Source organism: Acetobacteraceae bacterium, assembly GCA_039613835.1.
Taxonomy (GTDB): Bacteria; Pseudomonadota; Alphaproteobacteria; order Acetobacterales; family Acetobacteraceae; genus Sorlinia.
In genome coordinates this window covers 268,663-289,219 of sequence record CP154827.1, presented here as the reverse complement: position 1 = coordinate 289,219, position 20,557 = coordinate 268,663, and the positions used below count along the sequence as shown (strand labels likewise).

Here is a 20,557-nt window from a genome sequence, read left to right as displayed (position 1 = left end):
ATCAGCCTGACGACATTGACGGCTTACAGGGCCGGTGACTTCGGTCAGCCGAATTCCAGCAGGCTTCGCGTCAGTGTGGCGCCTTTGCGGGCGGAATCTATGGCGTTTTCGACAAGCTTATGCGGGACTGATGCGTCACCCTCCCCATCGGATGGAAGTATGTCGTGCAAAAGATCAAGTGAACCGAGAATGGCGGTCAGCAGATTATTGAAGTCATGTGCGATGCCGCCCGATAAGGTGCCCAAAGCGCACATTTTATCATCCTGGCGCATCCTCTGCTCCAGCACGCGGCGCTCTGTCACGTCCCTTTCAAAACTGGCCTGCCAACGCTGCGCGGTAGGGAGAAGCGCGCCGTCAACCTGGCGCGGCCAGGGCAGGACGATGCGTGTCCGCTCCAGCCAGCTTGTAACGCCATCGCGCGTGACGGGGACACATTGTTCGAGCTTTCCCCGCATCACCACCTCCCGTCTCAGGGCAGTGATGGCGTCACGCTCCTCCGCTGGGTAAAGCGTTTCCTCCAGCACTTCCCGGTCGCCGTCAGGCTGATCGGCAGCATCGCTCTCAAGATCACGATTTTTATTGTGTCGGATCACGCGGCCTTCCGCGTCGGAAAACACGATATCGAAGGCGACGGCACTTTAAGGTGCTTTGAAGGAGAAACCTCTCTTTGAAGAGAGGTTTCTCAGTGTGAAAACGCGACGCGCTCTCCCGCACCACGGCTTTCAACCCATCTGAATCCCACGGTTTGTGCACATAGAACTGTATCCGGCCCTGATTAAGTGCGGTGATCACCACGGAGAGATCCGCATAACCGGTCAGGAGAATGCTTTTCGCATCCGTCTTATCCTGCACCTGTGACAGAAAAACATCTCCCGTCATACCCGGCATCCGCTGATCCGAGATGATAACCGCGATCTCCGGATGGTCTCTGACAAGGGTAAGGGCATCATGGGGGCTGGTGGTGGAGATAATATCAAATTCACCTTCGAGCAGATCACTCAAAGCAACGAGTATTTCCGGTTCATCATCGACGATCAGGATGAGGCTGCGCGGTGTTTTATCGGGCGACGCGGTCGGATGGGTCATTCAGTTTTTCCTATTGTTTCTAGTCCGGATGGCGTCCATTTGACCCGTATTGTCATCGTAAAGCGCGCGCCTCCCCGCGCCCCCTTTGAGACGCGCTTCACTGACCTCAATATTGCCGCTATGCGCGTCAATGACGCCATAAGCAATGGCGAGGCCCAGCCCCGTCCCCTCTCCCACGGGCTTCGTGGTAAAAAATGGCTCAAATACCCGGCCTTTAATAACGGCAGGCACGCCGGGCCCATCATCTGCGACGCTGATGACGTAAAAAGCCCCTTCCTCTGATTGCTGAAGCGATGTTTCAATCACGATACGGCCCAGAGCGGCCCCTGTGCCGGGCTGACCAGCGCCCCCTCCGCGCGGATCGCGTCCGCCGCATTGCTGACCATATTCATCACAGCCTGATTGACCAGTGCTGACTAGCAGATGAGGGTGCGGGGGGCGGCAAGGTGACGCTCCACGATAATGTCGTCGCCGAACTTATGTGACAATAAAGCGAGGGAGTCATCAATCGCCTCGAACACGTCAATCTGACGGAAAGCGCTTTCATCCAGGCGTGAGAAACGTCTCAGGCTTAGGACGAGGTTCTGGATCCTCTGAAGGCCCATGCGCATGGCGCCGGTGCGATTGATGCATTTTCCGATGAGGTCGGACCGCGCCTTATCCGTCAGCGCCTCAGGTGGGTTGGCGAGCTCATTCAGGACGCGCGCGATTGTCTCCTCATGCGCGATGATAAAGGCCAACGGGTTGTTGATTTCATGCGCGATGCCCGCCACCAATTCCCCCAAAGACGCCATTTTAGCCGTTTGCACCAATTGGGACTGTGTTTCCAGCAATCGCGCATTGGCTTCCGCCAATTCGGCATTCGCCTGGGCAAGGGCCTCGGCTATGGCAGCTTTCGCCGCGACGGCCCGCGCCTCATTCCGCGCCGTCTGGAAGGCGACTTCCCGAACCTGGCGGCGGATTTCCTCTTCCCGCAGCGCATCCTGCGCCAGTTTGCGCTGCACCATGACCTTGATGCGCAATGCGAGCACCTCCGGCGCGGTGTCATCCGGGACGAGGTCATCAACCCCCGCATCGAACAGAAAAGCTGAGGAATGACGCCGGAACTGCTCAGCCTCCACCACATCATGCCGCCGCGCATCGATACTCCGGCAGAAACTGTCACTGTCGCCATGAGGTGCCGTCAGATCGAGAATCAGAAGATCAGGCCCCTCATCCCCGCTGAACCACCCTCCCTGGATCATCTCACTCGACCCGAAAACCGTCGTGACAGTGTGCCCATCCCGCCACAGAAATTCCCCTAAAGAAGTGCCAGCGTCATTTCGCGCCCATCGGGCGGGCCTGTCCACCGCATCATCCTCATCCGCCTCAAGGAGTCGGGTCACAATGACAATGCGCGCCCGCCGGAAGGACCCCGCTGTCTCAGCCTGTAGAAAGTCCGAACCGTCCCGCAAAAGCGCGCGCATCCGCAAAATAATGAGATTCGGATGCGCGGATTTGGAGAGATACGCATCAGCGCCGCTTTCAAGCCCCTCACGCGTGTGGCCCAGCCCCCATCCTCTGTCAGCATGAGGATAGGCGTTGAACGCGACTGGGTATTCATGCGGATTTGCCGCACCATCTTGCCCGCCATTCATGCCCGGCAACTGGTAGTCGGACACGATGAGGTCGGGGCGCGACAGCTCAAAACCGGCAAGAGCAGCCTCACCAGTCAGCGCGCGGACCACGGTAAAGCCTTGCCCCTCAAGCAGTTCGGTCAGCCGGCAGGGCGGCGGCGTCATGAGGTTCCACAAGGAGGATGAGCGGTTTTTCATTCGTCAACGTCATCCAGGCCGGACCTCCTCCCTGCCGCGTCCTGCATCCATGTAACGGCCAAATAGTTTCACATTTGGATCATTGTATTTAACCTTGTCCAAGGCTACCTCTGAGAGAGATTTGAGAGGCAGGGCAAGAAGCCCTTCAGGACAAGTTCGATCATGTTGTTGGGATAATCAAAATGGACCCTGATTTACGCGCCCCCATGGGACACGCGCCACGGGCAGCATCTTCCTACAGCCCGGAACGCCGTTTCATCGGTATTCGCGGCCTGTTTTTCGCGGCGCTTTACTGTGCCGCGCATTTCTTCCAGCAGATTGCCGAATTTTTTGCGCCGATTGCCCTCATCGCCGGTATTATCTGGAAGATCGCGCCTTCTTTAACGAATCTATTGGCGGATAAGGCGAAAATGGTATCCGCGCAGTCTGACATTAATCTGGGCCCGCTCGACAATATCATACCCGCCCATCTTTCATTTTCAGGCCTGACATTGACAGCCTCCAATCTGGTCTTTGACGGCTTTTTGATGATGCTCGTCGCTGCCATCGCCTCAACCGTGGCGGTTTATGCGGGACGGCGGATCTGACCTCACCCGGGATGATGGCAGGTTGCGCATTTTCCTCCCCCCATCGCTTTCAAGACATCGTGCCATGACGCGCCGCCTCATTCTGCTGGTCGTCGCCTTACTGGCCGCCGCATGGTTGACGGGGCTGGTTCTGTTCAGCCTCGATGCCATGCGCAGCCGTTATGATCTCGTCAGATGTGACGGGATTGTCGCGCTGACGGGTGGTGCGGAGCGCGTTGAGGTTGCCATTGACCTTCTCGAACGGGGGTTCGGGCGGGATCTGTTGATCTCCGGTGTCGGTGCGCATACGACCCTGCCGCAATTGCGATTGCATGAGGGTTCACCCCTCTCACTTTTGCCGTCCGATCACACCACGCTTGGCCGACGCGCGATTTCAACAATTGGCAATGCTGCGGAAACGGCAGGTTGGGTGCGGGCGCACCAAATTCATACTCTATTGGTTGTCACGGCAGGATATCACGTGCGCCGCGCCATTATGGAAATCCATCGCGCCGCCCCGGAGGTTGAACTTTACCCTTACCCCATTCAATCGCCCGCCCTGCGACACCCTTCCAGCCTTTATACAGCGCGCCTTCTGACTGTCGAATATATGAAATGGCTCGGCTCGCTATTGCGTTTTTCGCGTGGGGAAAATCTGAAACCTGACATTTGATTATCTTGACACAGCGTGCCACTTTTGCACGTTTGGGAACATTGGTAGGGACACGTCATGCGCGTCGCGCGAAGCATATTTTTCCAGCTCTATTTTTTTATACTGACCATTATCATGGGACTGGGCGCATTGCCTCTCCGCCTCCTCAAGCGCCGGGATTGCGCATTGACCTATGCCCGGCTCTGGAGCCGCCTGACGCTTCTGGGACTCAGCAAAATATGCGGGATTGAAATCGTCATTATCGGACGGGAAAATATTCCCAACACGCCGTGCCTGATTGCTTCCCAACATCAGTCATTTTTTGACGGGTTCGTCTGGATGAACCTTGTGGAAAGGCCGGCCTACATCATCAAGAAGGAGCTGACACGCATCCCCCTTGTCGGCCCGATGCTGATATTATCCGGGATGATCCCGGTTGAGCGCTCAGCCGGGTCAAAAGCGCTTCGCTGCCTGATCCGGGATACACAGGATCGTTTCGATTATCGACGTCAGGTGATTATTTTCCCGCAGGGCACGCGCGTCAAACCGGGAGAGCGTGTGCCACTTCAGCCCGGCATCATGGCGCTGGCGAAACAGGCCAATGCGCCCGTCGTACCTGTCGCCACAAATTCAGGTCTTTTCTGGCCCCGCAAGGGCTGGACGAAATTTCCCGGCACCTTGAAAATCGTCATCGGCCCCGCTTTGGCCATGGATAGAAGCTGCAGAAACCTTATCGCCACGATCGATGCCTCCTGGCAGGCTCTGGAAAAATCCGCAGGCTTGTATAACCATGTGGATAACTCTGTGGACGTAACTGAAGAGAACATTGTCGCAGCCATGCCCCAAGGGAATAAAGGCGCGGCCCTCGACGCGCCGGGCTGAACGACACCGGAAACGAAACGACTCTCTCTACCCTGATTTTTACAAGTAAAAACAACGGTAAGACGGTATTTCCCGTTTATTAAGACCCCAGCCCCCGCCAGGACCCGATACGCTTCGTTTTTCAACAAAACATGCCGCGTTGGCAAAATTTTAGTTAAGAAACTCGGAGCGCACGCTGGGGATAACTTGACTCACCGGGAATCGCGGGGAAGTCAGGAGAAAACCGCTTCGAACCCGAAACGTGACATTAAAGGACACTTCTTTATGACCACGTGGACGCTGATCAAAAGCTTTTCTGTGTGCCTCATTTGCACAATTATCGTCCATGTGGCTGCGTCCTGGTCAGCCCGTCATATGCTTGACCGGCAGATGCATCACGTGATCAGCGCGATGAAAGCGCATGGCTGGCAAGTAGCCTACGACCCGGCAATCCAAAAGCAGACGCGCCTGTTCGGGGCGGCGGTCACTTATCGTGACATTGATATCCATGATGATGCGCGGCACCATTTTTCAGCGCGCGTTCTTACCGTGACCCATCACCCCTTTATGCGGCCGCGCCTTGATTTCTCGATTGTGATCTCGCGGCGTGATGAGGGGGATGTTACGACGGCTTCATCCGTTTATCTCAAGCTCAATCGCCTGGGTCGTTGGACCGGCTTTCACGTCACCAATCTCTCCATCATGTCCCAGTCCGAGCCCGCTATTTCCATCGCGGCACCGCATTTGGATGGCGTTATCCTCATCCAGCCACCTAATGCGCAGAAGCTTCTCAGTGGCGCCCTCTTCGCACAGTCTGATCGACTCACTCTGTCACCGACATTCGGGACGGACAATTCCGGATCTTTCCCGCTGCTCTCCATGGCGCTCTCAGACGCGCATATTAAAGCAGCGCTTGATTTGCAGCCAGACGCCTCTTCCGGCGCCCTTCACTTGAGCCGCGCCTACATTCAGAAGGTCGCGGGGTATGTCGGTCCGCTCGCCGTGCTTCTATCGGGTAAAATTGACGGTCAGGGCGATGGAGGATTGACAACAGAGATACAGAATATCCGCTCGGCCATTGAGGATTGGCGCGGCGCGCAACATTCGCCGATAGAGGACGTCGCGCGCGCGCGTCTGATGGATCTAATGGAAAAAATGGACGAAAGCATGCCGGACCACGTGATTTTCAGCCTTCGCGTCCAGCATTGGCAGATTGAACCCGCCGCACATGGGCAGTTACGGACGCTTTTTGATGCGCTCACCCTCTCCTCCCCCTCCTGATACTGTCAGAAAGAGTCTTTCAAAGCCCGCAACTGGCCAAGTTTCCCGCTGGTATTGGCGGTGAGGAAAGGATTGAGCTGCCGCTCCTCCCCCAAAAGGCTTGGCAGGGTCGGCTGCCCGGTGTCACGCAAGGCCCGCGCTTTCAGGTCGTAAGCACGTAAAGCTTCATCATTGGGGTTGAGGGTGCGGGCAAAAGCGAGGTTGGACAATGTGTATTCATGCCCGCAATAGAGTTTCGTCTCATCGGGCAGGGCGGCATATTTCTTCAGCGTTTCAAACATCATTTCCGGCGTCCCCTCAAACAGGCGACCGCACCCCATACTGAATAACGTGTCCCCACTGAATAAAGCCGTCTCTTCCGGGAAGAAAAAGCTGAGATGCCCCAGCACATGGCCAGGCGTTTCAATGATGTTGCCGCGCAACGCCCCCACCTCAATGACGTCCCCTTCTTTGACGGCCACATCTAGGCGCGGCAGTCGATGGGCCTGGGACGCCGCCCCGATAATGCGCGCCCCCGTAACTGAACGCAAAGCCTCCGCACCGCCAATATGGTCCTGATGATGATGGGTCAGCAGGATCGCATCCAACGGTGCACCTTCCAACGCTTCGAAAACGGGCGCGGCCTCACCAGGGTCCACCGCCGCAATCGTTCCGGTTTGCGGATCATTGATCATCCATATGTAATTATCCCCGAAGGCTCGAAGGGGGGTGACGTGCATTTTCATCCTTGGTCTCACCGCTGAAAATTAAGAGCGCCTGACAGGGAATAGCACGTCCCGACGCCTGTCGAAAAAAGGAACGTGCCGGGAGGGCATTTTTGCGGCAGAATGAGTTGATGCGCGCAGAAGGACGCAACGCGCTTCTCTTGACACCGCGAGGCGCCCGAACGATGTCTCACCTCCCGGATCCGTCGAGAAATTCTGGCTTCAGGCGTCAGCGCCGCGCTGGCGCCACGGGCTTTCAGCGCAGGAATCGCGGTTTAAGTGGGGCGCGAGATGTCGACGCACTACAGAAGCGCGCGGGCGGTCGGATTGGTTTTTCCGCGCGGGTTCACGGCGAGAGGCGCGCTCTCGCATTTCAGCCCGACCAACTTTTTCCCATGTGCAGCACGCATAAATTCATCTCTGTCGCCGCCCTGCTGGCGCTGGTGGACTCGGGCAAGCGGGATTTGCGACAATTTATCCGCTATTCGGAGAAGGACATTCAATCCTACGCCCCTGTCGCGAAACATCACCTTCGCGAAGGCGGTATGTATTTGAGCGCGATCTGCGCTGCCGCCATCCAGCAGAGCGATAATTGCGCGGCTAATATCTTATCTTGCGGGAATTAGACGGCCCAGCCGGCTGGACGCGATTTGCAAGGCAGATCAATGACCCTGTCTCCCGCCTTGACCGTTATGAACCGGCTTTGAACGCAGCGGAAACGGGTGATGAGCGAGACACAACCTCTCCCGAGGCCATGCGCTGCAATATTGAAAAGATTTTGACCGGTAACGTCCTGTCCCGCCCCTCCCGGCAACGCCTCACCCATTGGATGCGCAATGCCCCGCTAACATCCTCCCTGATACAATCCGAGCTGGGGCGCACGGCGGATGTCTATGACAAATCCGGCGCGGGCGCATACGGTACGCGCGGCGATATTGGTTTCGTCAATTTCCGTGACGGCAGGATGATGTCGGTCGCCATATATCTACAGGCACGACGCTGAGTCGCCGGGCGCAGGATCGGCTCATCGTGGAAATCACACGCCGCATTGTCCGACAGTTTTTTCCGACTTGAGGGGATGCGCCCTGTCCGTGCGGCGTCGTTCCGGGTCTCGTCGCCCTCTCCGGTGCCTCTTCCGGTCTAAACCCCTCGTTAAACCGCGTAACATCATGTAGGGTTGGCACCATCACAGGCTGATACGCTCCATATGCCGGTCGGTCGGCGTCGTTTGACCACCCCGGCCGGTGCAGGCAGTAAAGGTTTTACTATGTCCCTTTTGCAATCAATCCGAACCGTCATCGCCCCCCCTCATAAAGCGGCGACTCCCTTCCTCGCTTTAACGGGGCTTCTCACCCTGATCGGCCGCGCCACGCCATGGCGGGCGACGCGGTGGGTCGGGCATGTCGGGCTGGCGGGACTTGTCTTCTGCCTTTATTTTTTCCGCGACCCGAAACGTGTTTCCCCTGTACGCGCCAACCTGGCCCTCGCGCCGGCGGATGGCCACATCACATCGGTGGAACTAGCCACCCCGCCGGCAGCATTGGATATGGGGAATCAGCCTGTCTGGCGCATTGCCACGTTTCTTTCCGTGTTGGATGTGCATATTAACCGGATGCCGTCAAAAGGGGTCGTCACGCGCGTCGCCTATCATGAGGGGCAATTCATCAATGCCAGTCTCGACAAAGCCTCAGATCTCAATGAAAGGAATGAAGTCCGCCTGACGCTGGATGACGGGCGTCATATGGCCATCGTCCAAATTGCCGGCCTCATCGCCCGAAGGATCGTCTGCTATGCGGAAGAGGGCAGCACTTATGAGCCAGGTGAGCGCTTCGGGCTGATCCGTTTCGGCTCCCGCACCGATCTTTACCTGCCGCACGGCGTTACGCCTCTGGTCAGTGTCGGTCAGAAAATGGTCGGCGGCGAGACGGTGATTGCAAAACTTTAATATCGCGAACATGTCAAATAACCGAGTCAGAAAGCGGCGCCTGAGACGCCTCAACCCCCTTCGAGTGCGACGCCCCCGCGTGCGGGGCCTGTCCTTTAACCGGTTGATCCCGAATATTCTGACGATGCTCGGCCTGTGTGCCGGGTTGAGCGCCATTCACTTTGGAATTAAAAACCGGTTTGAGGAAGCGGCGATTGCGCTCCTGGTCGCCGCCTGTGTTGACGGGCTTGATGGGCGCATTGCGCGGCTTCTGCACGCGACATCGCATTTTGGCGCTGAATTTGACAGCCTATCCGACTTTGTCTGTTTCGGCGTCGCACCTTCTCTGCTGCTTTTTCTGTGGACGCTGCAATGGGAGGGGGGGCGCTACGGCTTTATTCCCTGCATCCTCTTCACGGTTTGCATGGCGCTGCGCCTCGCGCGTTTTAATGCCAGCCTCGCTGATGATGACAAGCCTGCATATTCCGCGAATTATTTTACCGGTGTCCCGGCGCCTGCGGGGGCGTTGATTGTGCTCTTCCCACTCTTTATGGGGTTGGAGGCGCGCCGCATTCAGTCAGAATGGCTCTTTACCTGCGCCCATCAGCCGCTTCTCTCCGCCATCATGTTGATGATGACCGCCGCTTTGCTTGTCTCCACGACGCCCGTCTGGTCGTTCAAGAATTTCAGGATACCGTCACGGCATATCCTGCCGATTATGCTTGGAACGGTTCTTTACGCGACCTTCCTGATCTCTGACCCCTGGGCCGCCCTGGCCCTCGCCGCCCTCGTCTATCTACTGATGATCCCGTTCAGCCGTCAAAGCTTCAAAAAGCTGAAGAGAGAGGCCGAGGCGCTTTCGGAGGAAGTCGAAGTGGTCATTTGACGCCAAACAGGGGCATATTGCTGTCGGGAAAGCGAGCCACCACCACGTTAAAATTCAGTTTACCGCAGCCTCTTCCAGCCGTCGAACGGTTTTTTCCCGTCCGATAAAGGGCAGGATCGCCTTTAATTCCGGCCCGTTTTCTTCTCCCGTTAAAGCGAGGCGAAGCGGCATGAAAAGCGATTTTCCGGCGCGGCCCGACGCCGCTTTCAGGGCTGAGACCCATAATTGCCAGACCGACTTATCCCATGCGCCGTTTGGCAGGACCGTGATGGCCTGGCTGAGAAAATCCGCCTCCGCCTTCAAAGCGGGCGGTGTAATGTCATCCTTGACGATGGACCACCAATGCGCCGCTTCAGGCAGAAGATCAATATTATGCCGGATGACGTCCCAGAATGCCTCCGGCAAGTCGGAAGGCAGGCGGGACTTCACCGCCTCATAGGCGCGGCCCTGAAGCAGGCGACGATTGAGACCGAGCAACTGGCGCATATCGAAGCGCGCCGCCGCCCGGGAGATCGCGCTGATATCGTAGGACCTGGTCGCCTCATCAAAACTCATGGGCTCAGGGTTGAGGGCACTGCTGATGCGAGACAGGTAGGAAATAATCGCGTCCGGCTCCACCCCATCCTGACGCAGGGATTTGAGGGAAAGGGAATCGAACCTCTTGGATAATTTACCCCCGCCTTCATCCAGCAGGAGCGGCAGGTGGGCAAAGATAAAGCGTGCATTCGGCCCGGCCAAAGCGTCGATAATATCGAGCTGAACCCCCGTATTGGTGATGTGATCTTCACCACGAATAATGTGGGTCACGCCGAGTTCGAGGTCATCAACGACGGAAGCGAGGGTGTAAAGGATGGTGCCATCCGCCCGCACCAGCACGGGGTCGGAAATCGCGGTGAGTTTGACTTGGCACTCACCCATGACGAGATCCTGCCAGGCGCGATGCCCGTCTGACAGGCGGAAGCGCCAGTGAGGCACTCTCCCATTTGCTTCTGCCTTGGCGCGCTGTTCCGCCGTCAGGAACAGCATCGCGCGGTCATAAATCGGGGGCTTCCGGGCACGGATGCGCGCCTCACGCTTGGCGGCCAGTTCCTGTTCCGTCTCAAAGCAGGGATAGAGGCGCCCGCTTGCCTTCAGCGCCTCAATGGCGGCCTGATATCGGTCGAGCCGGGCCGTCTGCCGGGTCGTTTCATCCCAGATGATTCCGAGCCAGGTGAGGTCCGTCCGGATTGCGTTTTCATATTCCGCTTTGGACCGGCCTGTATCCGTATCATCAATGCGGAGAAGAAACTGCGCCGCGTGGTGCCGCGCGTAAAGCGCATTGGCAATGGCAAGACGTGCATTACCAACATGAAGATAACCTGTGGGGCTGGGAGCAAAACGAAGTTTCATGACGCTCTCTATGCCGCGCCGTGAAATAAATTTCCAGTCGTAAAGCGCTGGCAGAGATATTCCCCGTTAAACATATGTCGAAGGCAGTGAGGCCATGTTATCGCGTCGCACGTGGCCTTGTCAGGCAGTTGCGGCGTAAAGAATGATCTACCCTTCCCCTTCCGGGAAAAATTCATCGTCCTCCTCGATCAATCGGCGCGGGTCCAGCGCACGCCAGTCGCGTTCCATCGGTGTGGCGGGGTTGGCGGCGAAATCATCAAGTTCATTGGCTGAGCGCCAACCATCATCACCCGCATCGACAACGACCGCGTCCTCACCAAAACTATACCAGTTTTCAATGACATCCCGCGGTGACGCCCCGCGAACACGCCCACGTTCCATACTGTCCCGCACATAAGCGCGCGCGAAGGCATTGGCATGTGCCAGATCCAGGAATTTGGGAATGTTCTCGACAATAGCATCTTCCGATGCGCCGGAATGGTCCAGAATGCGCACTGTCCAGCTTTGCGCTTCGTGCGCGTCGGACTTGGTCATATTACTTGCTCTTCCTGAAATCCTGCCAGCGCGCCATCAGATGCTCTCGCCCTGATTTGACGCGTAACACGCCATCATAAGCGACGATATCAGCCGTCGCGTAGGTTTCGTCCCATTTATGCGGCAGATAGGACCCTGTGCCAATAATATCTGCCGGGGCCCGCGCATCATGCATGGCGAGGCATTTTTCCACACCGAAACCGGATGAGGCGACGATTTTGACATGGGCACCACCATACGCATCCAGCACCTCACGCATGCGCCACAATGCTGCAGCGGAAACGCCCGACCCGATCAGGTAACGCAGCTCCGCCTCTGAACGGTAACGCCGTGTCACGCCGGGGACGTGTTTTTCCAAAATCGCGTAGGATTTCTGCGTGTCGAGCCCTTCAAGAAAGCGCCCGCCATGTGTGTCCAGCCTGATACTGAAATCCCCCTTTTCCGCCAGGCGCGGAAATCTCTGGCAAAGGGCGATGGTGTCCGTGACCTCCTGCGCGAAATAATCGACGAGGACGGTCATTTTTTCCTGCGGGTAACGGTCGTGATAAATTTCCGCCGCCCGGATGGTGCTGCCTGCATAACCGACCAATGCGTGCGGCATCGTCCCCGCACCATGTGCTTTCCCGAAAAGGAAAGCGGTCACATCATTCGCGGAATTAACGAAACCGACAGCACCTTCCTGATTGGCCGCGCGGCTGCCAACCGCGGCAGCATAAGCCATCATGATCTGCATTTCCGGCCCCGTGCAATGGCGTGCATCCATGGCGAGGAAAGGTGTCCGGGGCATCGATACGGCCATTTGATAGGCATTATACGCCGCGACGCAGCAACTCCCCAATTTTTGCAGAAGAATCGTTTCCAGGGACGCTAATTGTGAGAAAGGACCGGTCAGGAACGCAATTGGCTCCCCGGCCCCGACCCACGCCCCTTCCCGGAAGGGCAGTGCCACATCCACTTTGACGCCCTTTTCAGCCGTCACTTTTTCAAGGCATTCCAGCATGGGTCCAAGGGCCGCGAGGACAGGGCGACGGATGAAAAACGCGTATGTCACCTGCATATCCCCTTGGGCGACGACGATATTTTCCGTGCGGTTGAAATAAACGTCCGTCCAGCCTGGCACATCCGCCGCGGAGAGCGTCGCCCGCATGATCCACCGGGAAGGCGCGTCGTAACGTTCCATGACGCCACGCCAGATCGAAGCATGGCCGAACAGATTGGACGCGCTCAACCTGCTTGTTCCAACGCCGGTGCGAAACAGCCTGTCAGTTCATTTGCGAGGAGGAAGGCCATTTCAAGCGACTGCTCCGCATTCAATCGAGGATCGCAGAATGTTTCATAGCGTCCAGTGAGATCAGCCTCTGTCAGACATTGCGCCCCCCCGATACATTCCGTGACATCCTGGCCGGTCATCTCCAGATGCACGCCGCCGGACCGAAGCCCCGCCTCCTGAAAGACCGAGAAAAACCCGATAACTTCATCAAGGATCGCTTCAAAGGAGCGTGTTTTGACCTTATCCGCCGTCGTGGTCGTGTTGCCATGCATCGGATCGCAGATCCACGTCACGGTGCGCCCTGTCTTCTGCACAGCCACGAGGAGGGGTGGCAGATGCGTCCGCACTTTGCTGCGGCCCATACGGGATATGAGGGTGATACGACCCGCCTCATCCTTGGGGTTCAGGATCTGCAAAAGCTTTTCCAGATCCTCAACGGTGGATGTCGGCCCGACCTTGATGCCAATCGGGTTGCTGACACCCCGGAGGAATTCAACATGGGCCCCCTCAGGCTGCCGCGTCCTGTCCCCGATCCAGAGAAAATGCGCTGAGCAATCATACCATTTACCCGACAGACTATCGACCCGTGTTAAAGCCTGCTCGTAAGGTAAAAGAAGCGCTTCATGGGAGGTGTAAAATTCAGTCTCATTAAATTGTGGCGCCGCGGCATTGAAGCCGCAGGCTGAGATGAACCCGAGCGCCTCATCAATACGATTGGCGATGTCGGCATAACGTTTGCCTGACGGCGAGCGCTGAACAAAGCCCAAATTCCACTTATGAACCTTATTAAGATTGGCGTAACCGCCATTGGCAAAGGCACGAAGAAGATTCATCACCCCCACGGAATGGAAATAACCTGTTTCCATCCGTGCCGGGTCAGGAATGCGCGCTACTTCCGTAAAATCCGGCCCGTTGATGATATCTCCGCGATAACAGGGCAGCGTGACGCCCTCCCGCGTTTCCTCACCGGAGGAACGTGGCTTGGCATATTGCCCCGCCATACGGCCGATTTTCACGACGGGTACACGGGCAGCGAATGTCAGCACGACCGCCATTTGCAGGAGCACCCGGAAAGTGTCCCGGATGTTATCAGCCTGAAACTCCGCGAAGCTCTCAGCGCAATTTCCGCCTTGCAAAATAAAGGCCTCGCCCTGCGCTGCCTTGGCAAGCTGAAGGAGCAGTCGCTCCGCCTCCCCCGCAAAGACGAGGGGCGGATATTTGCGAAGCCGGGCTTCGACGGCTTCAAGCGCTGCGTCATCCGGGTATCGTGGCATTTGATGCACGGGGAAATAGCGCCAACTTGCCGGCGTCCAGCGTTCAGGCGCGGTAGCGAAGTGATCCGGGTCCATCGATTTCGATCTTTCCTAAAAAATGAAATGCGTCGGCTCGATAGATAGGCAGGGGCGCCGCGGAAACAACTGAAAAATCGGGGAAAGATGAAGCAAAATCGTGATAATGCCTCTTTATGTCGGCATTGCGAAAGGCGCCGCGCCAACGTGTCGGTTAAAATTTAAGAAATAATTAAGGTTTTCGGTCTTGTGTTGCTTGCAAAGTTTCTCCAATTTCGGAAGCCTTGACGGCGTTTTACGACGCTAAATCACCTTGGAAAATTCCTCGCCTCAGGATATTGGATAGCTTCCCGAATGCAAGACGTGAGTATGTACCCGGTAGCCGAACCTGAGGTAAACGTCGTCCGCCATCAACCGGGCAGATTACCCCCTCATATCGAAGCTGTACGGCCTCTCATTGAGCAGGCGGAGATTGTTTCTTTCGACGTTTTCGACACGCTTCTGGTGCGCCCGTTCGCGCGGCCGGTTGACGTCTTTACGCTGATGGAACGGCAATCCGGCGTCAAGGGATTTCACGATGTTAGAATCCTGGCTGAGCGCCTGGCGCGGGAGAAAAATCACGCCCGCAGCGGGTCGGCTGAAGTCACGATTGATGACATCTACAAGCAGATCAAATTACCCGGCCTCGGCCAGACGAGCTTTCAGGCGCTGAAAGCACTGGAACTCACGACAGAGGGAGAAATCCTCAAGCGATCCCCCGCGATCGGCCCGATTTACGACCTTGCCAGATCCCTCGGCAAAAAGGTGATCGCGGTTTCCGACATGTATTTGCCCGCATCGATGATTGCGTCCGTGCTGGCCAAAAACGGCCTGGTTGTCGACGAGATTTTTGTCTCTTGTGAACATCAGACGTCCAAGCATGAAAGCACGCTTTACGAAGTCGTCGCCCGGTCATGCGGCGTCGACACCACGCGCATCACGCATATTGGCGATAATTATAAGGCAGATTGTGAAGCCGCTCTGAAGGCGGGCGTCGTCGGCTATCACATCCCTTCAGTGCTGGATCAGCTTTTCCGGGATGGTCGATTCAACCAGCTTGCCCTGCATAAGCTCTTCCAGGCGCAGAAACACGGCGCCGACACATCACACAATCTTTTTGCGTCCCTCGCCCTGGCTTTCATTGCGCAATTCCGCATCCGCCATCCTGAAGCGCCCATCGCACGCGTTTTCGGGGCGATGTATGGCGGCCCCCTCGTCACAGGGTTCGCTGCCTGGCTCAATACGGTGATGCAGATTGACCAGGTCGCGCATTTACGTCTTGCCACGCGGGACGGCTATATCACAAAGGAGGTCTGGAATATTCTCGGACTACCCGGCCGTGCCAGCGTCATGCAAAGTTCCCGCCGCCTCACGATGGTGCCTGCTTTCCACACAGCGTTTGAGAAAGAAATCGGCTCTGTCCTCAGTACAAGCTCGGCCTGCACATTGCGTGAATGCGTCCAGCGGCTTGGCATCGGGGAGGGCGAGGCCGAGTTGCTCAATGCTCTTTCAGTTTACACACCGCTTGACCGTGTCCTGGATACACCCGCAAAAATCTCTGCGGCCCTGATCGCGATGAAGGAATGCCGCCCGATCTGGCGTCGCATCGCCGCGCGGGAAATGAATGCCTACCAGCACTACCTACAGGATAAAGGGTTTGACCCGTCTCATGACGCCATGGCGGATTGTGGCTGGGCACTGACATCACAACGTCGGACAGAGCTCATCCTCGGCAAAAAATTCCGTGGCTATTATGTTGGCACGCTTGAGCACGCTTATATGCATGAGGATATTCGGTCCTTCCTCTTCCATCACGGGCAGGATAGAAACTGGGTGCGCCTTGCTGAGCGTGGAGTTGAACTGCTTGAGCTGGCTTTTGCCTCCACGCACGCGCAGATCAGCCATTTTGAGGAAAGCGAGAACGGCGTGAGACCGGTCTCGACGCAGCATCAGCGGCAATATGAGATTCTCATCGGTAATTTCGTGGCGCAGATGCAGGATGAAATCCGTCTTTTCGCGGAGCATTTCAAACCAAGCGTCTCTCATATCACGCTGAACGAAATGCGCGACACGCTCCACGATCTTTTCAGCAGCCTCATCATGGCGCCCACACATTACGAATATGAGGAACTCGCTTTACTGCCCCATAGTCGTGAGCTGGGTGCCTCCGGATTTGCGACCATCGGGACATTCTGGTCAACGCAGAATGGCCATTATGCTGAAATGCAGCAGACCACGAGCTGGCGCAGTTATATCCGGTTGGGATTGATTTCCTTCCGTCAAGAGGGCCTGCGTCTGACATGGATGCGTGCCAAGCGCGTCCTGCGCCGGCGCCTGAAGCGATAGTTCAGGTTACGTCACCATTTTCTGATCAACCTGAATATTTGACGCCCCCATCAGGTGGCGGCGCGCCCGGTCTTGCACGGGATGCCGGTTGAAGCGTCACCCGCGACCCTGTCACTTCATAAAATCTCCTAAAAATCGGCCCCGTAGGGTCACGAAGGGCTGTGCGCTTATCGCGCCACCTTGAAATGGCGACCTCACAATGCCCACTCCATGAGGTTGCGTCATGCGGTGACGCACCTGCTATGGTCGGTGCCAACTGACATTTTCCGATTTTTATAAAAGAAAAATTTATTCTTCTCTCGAAATATGGCCCTTTCACCAATTGTAAATCTTGCTGTGATTTAATTTTTGATTACACGGGCTTATGTTACAAAATGCCTCGCTTTAACTTCATATTCATTCTTTTTTGCCGCGCAAGACCCATCAGGGCATGAAAAATATCAGCGCACCCTCGATTAAAATCCAATAAAAAGAAGGCTTTGTGTGAAAAAAATGAAAGCCCTGCTCTGCACTGGCCGCCTGGACACTTTTTCCGGCTCTGAACTGGTCATTATTGAATTCGGGCAGGAATTACGGCGCCGACAGTTTGACGTCCATGTTTACGCTCACCACATCGCAGAGCCGCTTGAAGCCAGTCTGCGCATGGCGGGCATTGTCGCGAAAAGCTGTGACGATATCGATCTTACTTGTTACGATCTGATTTATACGCAGCAGAATGCCCTGTCGCTTTTGCTTGATGAGCAGGCGGTGGAACAACTTTGCAAGGTTGGTCTCCCTTACATCATATTCGCCCATCTCTCGCCCTATATCGAGATTGAGGCGCCCCTCTCCCGCCTGGAGAGTGAAATCGCCACACACATCATCGTCAATAGCGAGGAGACCGGTAAGGCGCTGGCGGCATTCGGCGCCGCTTACCGAGAGGCGATTGTCGTTCCCAACCCGACGCAGGATGTTTTACATCTCGCACGCCCCGATCAACGCGATACGAAAAATCCTTATCGTCTCCAATCACTGCCCGGATGAAGTGCTTGCGACGCGTGACCTGTTGATCTCCGCAGGTTACCAGGTTGATCATCTGGGTGAAGGCAGCAACGTCACGATGATGTGCCCGGAAATCCTCCATAATTGTGGCGTCGTCATCACGATCGGAAAAACCGTGCAGATGGCCATTTTGGCCAATCGTCCCGTTTATTGTTACGATCATTTCGGTGGTCCAGGCTGGCTGACCGACCAGAATTACGAGGGAGCGGTCGCGCTTAATTTCTCCGGTCGGGATAAACCGGTCAAAAAGACGGCCGGTGAGATTTTTGGAGACATTACCCATTTCAAGCCGGTCATTCCGCATTTTTACCGGAAGCAGAAACAGTTTTTGATTCGCTTCTGGGTTACGCTTCTTCTTCTTCGTGATCTCAAATATTATCGACGGAAAATCCCGAAAAATCGTGATAACATGCAGTCACTTGCACGCGTGGATCGCTGCATGAGCATCGTTTGCGCACAAGCCTTCAATAACCACTTTCTGCTCCGTTATGTCCTGCCCAGAAAAATACGTTTCATCGCGGATCGCGATAAATGGATACGGGATCGGGATGGATGGATCCGTGAACGCGATGATCTGATTCGATGCCTTCAGCTTCAGATTCATGAACGGGATCAAAGGATACAGGAGAGGCACTCCCTTATCAGGGGCGCTCCATGAAAGATTGAGAAATCCCGCTTTAGTCAGGCGATGCCTTCGAAATTTCTCTCATCGTTTTGCTGCCAAACCTCGCTGCGCAGAAGATCATGACCCGATTGAACGCATCTGATGGCGGCGAACCAACGCGCTTTTTTGTTGAGTTTGTCGGCGCGGAGGGCGGTTGACGACAATTTAAAAACGCTGGACGGCGACAGGATCCGTCACCTATTCTAAGGGACGGTCCACTTGCTGTGATGCAGGTCATTCTGCGCGGAAGTGCCCATAATTATTCATTCTCATAAATGGGGATTCAAGATGATGTTGCGCCTTTCCGCCGTGACCCTTGCGGCCTGCGGTTTACTGATGGCATCGGACGCGATGGCGGAAGCGCAGACTTCTGACGGCGGGGCAGGCCGTAGCGGCACGTCGCGTTCCGGCTATCATTATCAGGGTAAAGGCGACACATTCCGCGCCCATGCCCAGAAGCCCCCGCCGGGCTATCAGATCGCCCCATCGACAGAAATTGAGCATGGCCTGGACCCGGATCACGACGTCAATATTCAGCGTGACCCGACAACCGGCGCCAATCTCTCAAATTTCGGAACGGCCTACGTCAATAGCAGTCCGACTTCACGCGGCCAGGTTGGCGATTCCACGGGTAATGGGTGGGTTGCACCACGCGGTAATTAGGCCCTCAGGGCACGATGCCTGAGTCGCGCGCCTGCCTCTCTTCTATAAGGCAGCGCGGACGTCGCAGCTTGACATGAGGCGCTGTTATTTCGGTGGCGCGTTGGGTAAAAAAAGCCGTTGGAATCAGGCGTTTTTCCGTGGCGTGCAGCGTGTCACCGTCCTCATCGTCACGATTTCCTCCGCCGTTGTCGGGTGGATACCGATTGTGTGGTCGAAGTCCGCTTTCTTCAGGTGGGCTGTTACCGCAATCGCCACAGCCTGAATGATTTCCGGTGCCGCGTCACCCATCATATGTGCGCCAACCACCCGTTCATCACGTGAATCAACGACAAGCTTGATCAAGACCTGATCATCCCCCTTAAGAAGGCTTTGCCGTATGGGTCGGAAGCACGTCAGATAAATATCCACCGCCGCGTCCTTCGCCGCTTCCTCTTCCGTTAAACCGACACTGGCGAGGGGTTGGCTGTAAAACACGGCCTTCGGTGTCGTCTCGAAGGCCCAATAACGGTCGTGACCGCCAAAAATCCGATCTGCAAGGATATGGCCCTGCGCGATGGCGACGGGCGTCAGATTAATTTGATCTGTCACATCGCCGATGGCGTAAATATCCGGGACGGACGTGGCCATTGATGCATCCGTCACGACACGCCCCTCCCGACACGTCACGCCGGTCGCATCGAGATTCAGGCCGTCGATCGCTGGATGCCGGCCCGTAGCAAAAAACACCCAGTCACTCACCAGCTTCTCGCCCCGATCGAGCGCTGTCGCCAGCGTTCCGTCCGACAGGCGGTCGATCCGCTTTGGTGAAGTGCCGGACCGCAATGTAATTCCGTGCCGGGTCATGGCCTCGGTGAGATGCGTGCGTAGATCATCATCAAACCCACGAAGCGGACGCTCACCCCGAAACACCATTGTGACATCACTGCCCAATCGTGAAAAAATTCCGGCAAATTCAACGCCGATATAACCGCCTCCGATGATCACGATTTTTTTGGGACGTTCCGCCAGGTAAAAAGCATCATCGGAAACGATGCCCAGTTCGGCCCCGTCAATTTTCGGTCGCGAAGGCGCCCCGCCCACAGCGATGACGATTTTGCACGCCCGGACGCGCTGCTTCCCAGCGGACGGATCAAGCGCGGAAGGTGAGATTTCCACCTCATGCCGCGACAGAAAAGCGGCCTTACCTTTAAACAGGGTGACACCTGCCTTCTCAAGCATGGTGGTATAGACATTATTCAGGCGGGCAATTTCTTCATTTTTTGCGGAGATCAACCGCGCCCAATCATGTCGCCATGCTGCGCCCTCCCACCCAAAGGACTGCGCTTCCGGCCCCATTGCAGCGTAATCCGCTGCATAGACCATCAGCTTTTTCGGCACACAGCCAATATTGACGCACGTGCCGCCCCAATGGTGCGCTTCCACAATCGCCACTTTCGCCCCATGCTGGGCTGCGATGCGGGCACAACGCACCCCGCCTGAACCCGCACCAATGACGAGGAGATCAAATTCTGCTGCCATGGCGGACACCTCCATCGCTCCCGTACCCAC

22 protein-coding genes are annotated in these 20,557 nt (G+C 56.4%); 12 read left to right on the top strand and 10 right to left on the bottom strand.

The features are described from left to right. Nucleotides 1-44: 44 nt before the first annotated feature. The 4 genes from AAYR33_01635 to AAYR33_01620 all read right to left on the bottom strand — a co-directional run bounded on the left by AAYR33_01635 (nt 45) and on the right by AAYR33_01620 (nt 2,867). Nucleotides 45-617: a histidine kinase dimerization/phospho-acceptor domain-containing protein gene (locus AAYR33_01635; protein XAO71692.1), complete on the bottom strand. Its 573-nt coding sequence runs from the start codon at nt 615-617 to the stop codon at nt 45-47. Then, nucleotides 577-1,086, bottom strand: a complete 510-nt coding sequence (locus AAYR33_01630) for a response regulator (protein ID XAO71691.1) — start codon at nt 1,084-1,086, stop codon at nt 577-579. Before AAYR33_01630 ends, AAYR33_01635 begins: the two co-directional genes overlap by 41 nt. After that, nucleotides 1,087-1,392, bottom strand: a complete 306-nt coding sequence (locus tag AAYR33_01625) for an ATP-binding protein (GenBank protein ID XAO71690.1) — start codon at nt 1,390-1,392, stop codon at nt 1,087-1,089. Between the two features lie 110 nt (nt 1,393-1,502). Next, a complete protein-coding gene (locus AAYR33_01620; protein ID XAO71689.1) occupies nt 1,503-2,867 on the bottom strand; it encodes a hybrid sensor histidine kinase/response regulator in 1,365 nt (454 codons plus the stop codon). Between the two features lie 215 nt (nt 2,868-3,082). Here AAYR33_01620 and AAYR33_01615 point away from each other — a divergent pair, with 215 nt between their 5' ends. The 4 genes from AAYR33_01615 to AAYR33_01600 all read left to right on the top strand — a co-directional run bounded on the left by AAYR33_01615 (nt 3,083) and on the right by AAYR33_01600 (nt 6,260). Next, the gene (locus AAYR33_01615; GenBank protein XAO71688.1) at nt 3,083-3,487 is read left to right on the top strand and encodes a hypothetical protein; all 405 of its coding nucleotides are present in this window, start codon (nt 3,083-3,085) and stop codon (nt 3,485-3,487) included. Continuing rightward, complete coding sequence (locus tag AAYR33_01610) at nt 3,468-4,139, top strand: YdcF family protein (GenBank protein XAO71687.1); 672 nt, start codon at nt 3,468-3,470, stop codon at nt 4,137-4,139. Before AAYR33_01615 ends, AAYR33_01610 begins: the two co-directional genes overlap by 20 nt. A gap of 57 nt (nt 4,140-4,196) precedes the next feature. After that, nucleotides 4,197-5,000 carry a lysophospholipid acyltransferase family protein gene (locus tag AAYR33_01605; protein ID XAO71686.1) on the top strand — a complete coding sequence of 268 codons (804 nt, stop codon included), beginning with the start codon at nt 4,197-4,199 and terminating at the stop codon, nt 4,998-5,000. Between the two features lie 264 nt (nt 5,001-5,264). Next, entirely contained in the window at nt 5,265-6,260 is a 996-nt protein-coding gene (locus tag AAYR33_01600; protein XAO71685.1) for a hypothetical protein, read from the top strand. 5 nt (nt 6,261-6,265) lie between these two features. On the opposite strand, the gene gloB is transcribed toward AAYR33_01600, so the two are convergent. Then, nucleotides 6,266-6,985 carry a hydroxyacylglutathione hydrolase gene (gene gloB / locus AAYR33_01595; protein ID XAO71684.1) on the bottom strand — a complete coding sequence of 240 codons (720 nt, stop codon included), beginning with the start codon at nt 6,983-6,985 and terminating at the stop codon, nt 6,266-6,268. A 110-nt stretch (nt 6,986-7,095) separates the two neighbouring features. Between gloB and AAYR33_01590 the strand changes: the two genes are divergently transcribed. From AAYR33_01590 to pssA, 4 genes are all read left to right on the top strand, one after another. Continuing rightward, nucleotides 7,096-7,590, top strand: coding sequence for a serine hydrolase (locus AAYR33_01590; protein ID XAO72336.1), 495 nt, complete (start codon nt 7,096-7,098; stop codon nt 7,588-7,590). Next, nucleotides 7,578-7,967: a serine hydrolase gene (locus tag AAYR33_01585; GenBank protein XAO71683.1), complete on the top strand. Its 390-nt coding sequence runs from the start codon at nt 7,578-7,580 to the stop codon at nt 7,965-7,967. Before AAYR33_01590 ends, AAYR33_01585 begins: the two co-directional genes overlap by 13 nt. Nucleotides 7,968-8,231: 264 nt before the next feature. Further along, a complete protein-coding gene (locus AAYR33_01580; GenBank protein ID XAO71682.1) occupies nt 8,232-8,909 on the top strand; it encodes a phosphatidylserine decarboxylase in 678 nt (225 codons plus the stop codon). Between the two features lie 10 nt (nt 8,910-8,919). After that, nucleotides 8,920-9,774: a CDP-diacylglycerol--serine O-phosphatidyltransferase gene (gene pssA, locus AAYR33_01575; GenBank protein XAO71681.1), complete on the top strand. Its 855-nt coding sequence runs from the start codon at nt 8,920-8,922 to the stop codon at nt 9,772-9,774. A gap of 54 nt (nt 9,775-9,828) precedes the next feature. On the opposite strand, the gene gltX is transcribed toward pssA, so the two are convergent. The 4 genes from gltX to AAYR33_01555 all read right to left on the bottom strand — a co-directional run bounded on the left by gltX (nt 9,829) and on the right by AAYR33_01555 (nt 14,316). Next, nucleotides 9,829-11,163, bottom strand: a complete 1,335-nt coding sequence (gene gltX, locus AAYR33_01570) for a glutamate--tRNA ligase (GenBank protein ID XAO71680.1) — start codon at nt 11,161-11,163, stop codon at nt 9,829-9,831. A 147-nt stretch (nt 11,164-11,310) separates the two neighbouring features. After that, the gene (locus AAYR33_01565) at nt 11,311-11,697 is read right to left on the bottom strand and encodes a hypothetical protein (GenBank protein XAO71679.1); all 387 of its coding nucleotides are present in this window, start codon (nt 11,695-11,697) and stop codon (nt 11,311-11,313) included. A 1-nt stretch (nt 11,698) separates the two neighbouring features. After that, nucleotides 11,699-12,844, bottom strand: a complete 1,146-nt coding sequence (locus AAYR33_01560; protein XAO72335.1) for a nicotinate phosphoribosyltransferase — start codon at nt 12,842-12,844, stop codon at nt 11,699-11,701. A 77-nt stretch (nt 12,845-12,921) separates the two neighbouring features. After that, complete coding sequence (locus AAYR33_01555; protein ID XAO71678.1) at nt 12,922-14,316, bottom strand: 3-deoxy-7-phosphoheptulonate synthase class II; 1,395 nt, start codon at nt 14,314-14,316, stop codon at nt 12,922-12,924. Nucleotides 14,317-14,625: 309 nt separating this feature from the next. Here AAYR33_01555 and AAYR33_01550 point away from each other — a divergent pair, with 309 nt between their 5' ends. From AAYR33_01550 to AAYR33_01535, 4 genes are all read left to right on the top strand, one after another. Then, nucleotides 14,626-16,641 carry an HAD-IA family hydrolase gene (locus AAYR33_01550; protein XAO72334.1) on the top strand — a complete coding sequence of 672 codons (2,016 nt, stop codon included), beginning with the start codon at nt 14,626-14,628 and terminating at the stop codon, nt 16,639-16,641. A gap of 483 nt (nt 16,642-17,124) precedes the next feature. Next, complete coding sequence (locus AAYR33_01545) at nt 17,125-17,664, top strand: hypothetical protein (protein ID XAO71677.1); 540 nt, start codon at nt 17,125-17,127, stop codon at nt 17,662-17,664. Continuing rightward, nucleotides 17,591-18,340 carry a hypothetical protein gene (locus tag AAYR33_01540; GenBank protein XAO71676.1) on the top strand — a complete coding sequence of 250 codons (750 nt, stop codon included), beginning with the start codon at nt 17,591-17,593 and terminating at the stop codon, nt 18,338-18,340. Before AAYR33_01545 ends, AAYR33_01540 begins: the two co-directional genes overlap by 74 nt. A gap of 294 nt (nt 18,341-18,634) precedes the next feature. Further along, nucleotides 18,635-19,009 carry a hypothetical protein gene (locus AAYR33_01535; protein ID XAO71675.1) on the top strand — a complete coding sequence of 125 codons (375 nt, stop codon included), beginning with the start codon at nt 18,635-18,637 and terminating at the stop codon, nt 19,007-19,009. Nucleotides 19,010-19,132: 123 nt separating this feature from the next. On the opposite strand, the gene gorA is transcribed toward AAYR33_01535, so the two are convergent. Next, nucleotides 19,133-20,527 (bottom strand): glutathione-disulfide reductase, encoded by a 1,395-nt coding sequence (gene gorA, locus AAYR33_01530; GenBank protein ID XAO72333.1) that lies wholly within the window; start codon nt 20,525-20,527, stop codon nt 19,133-19,135. Nucleotides 20,528-20,557: the final 30 nt, after the last annotated feature.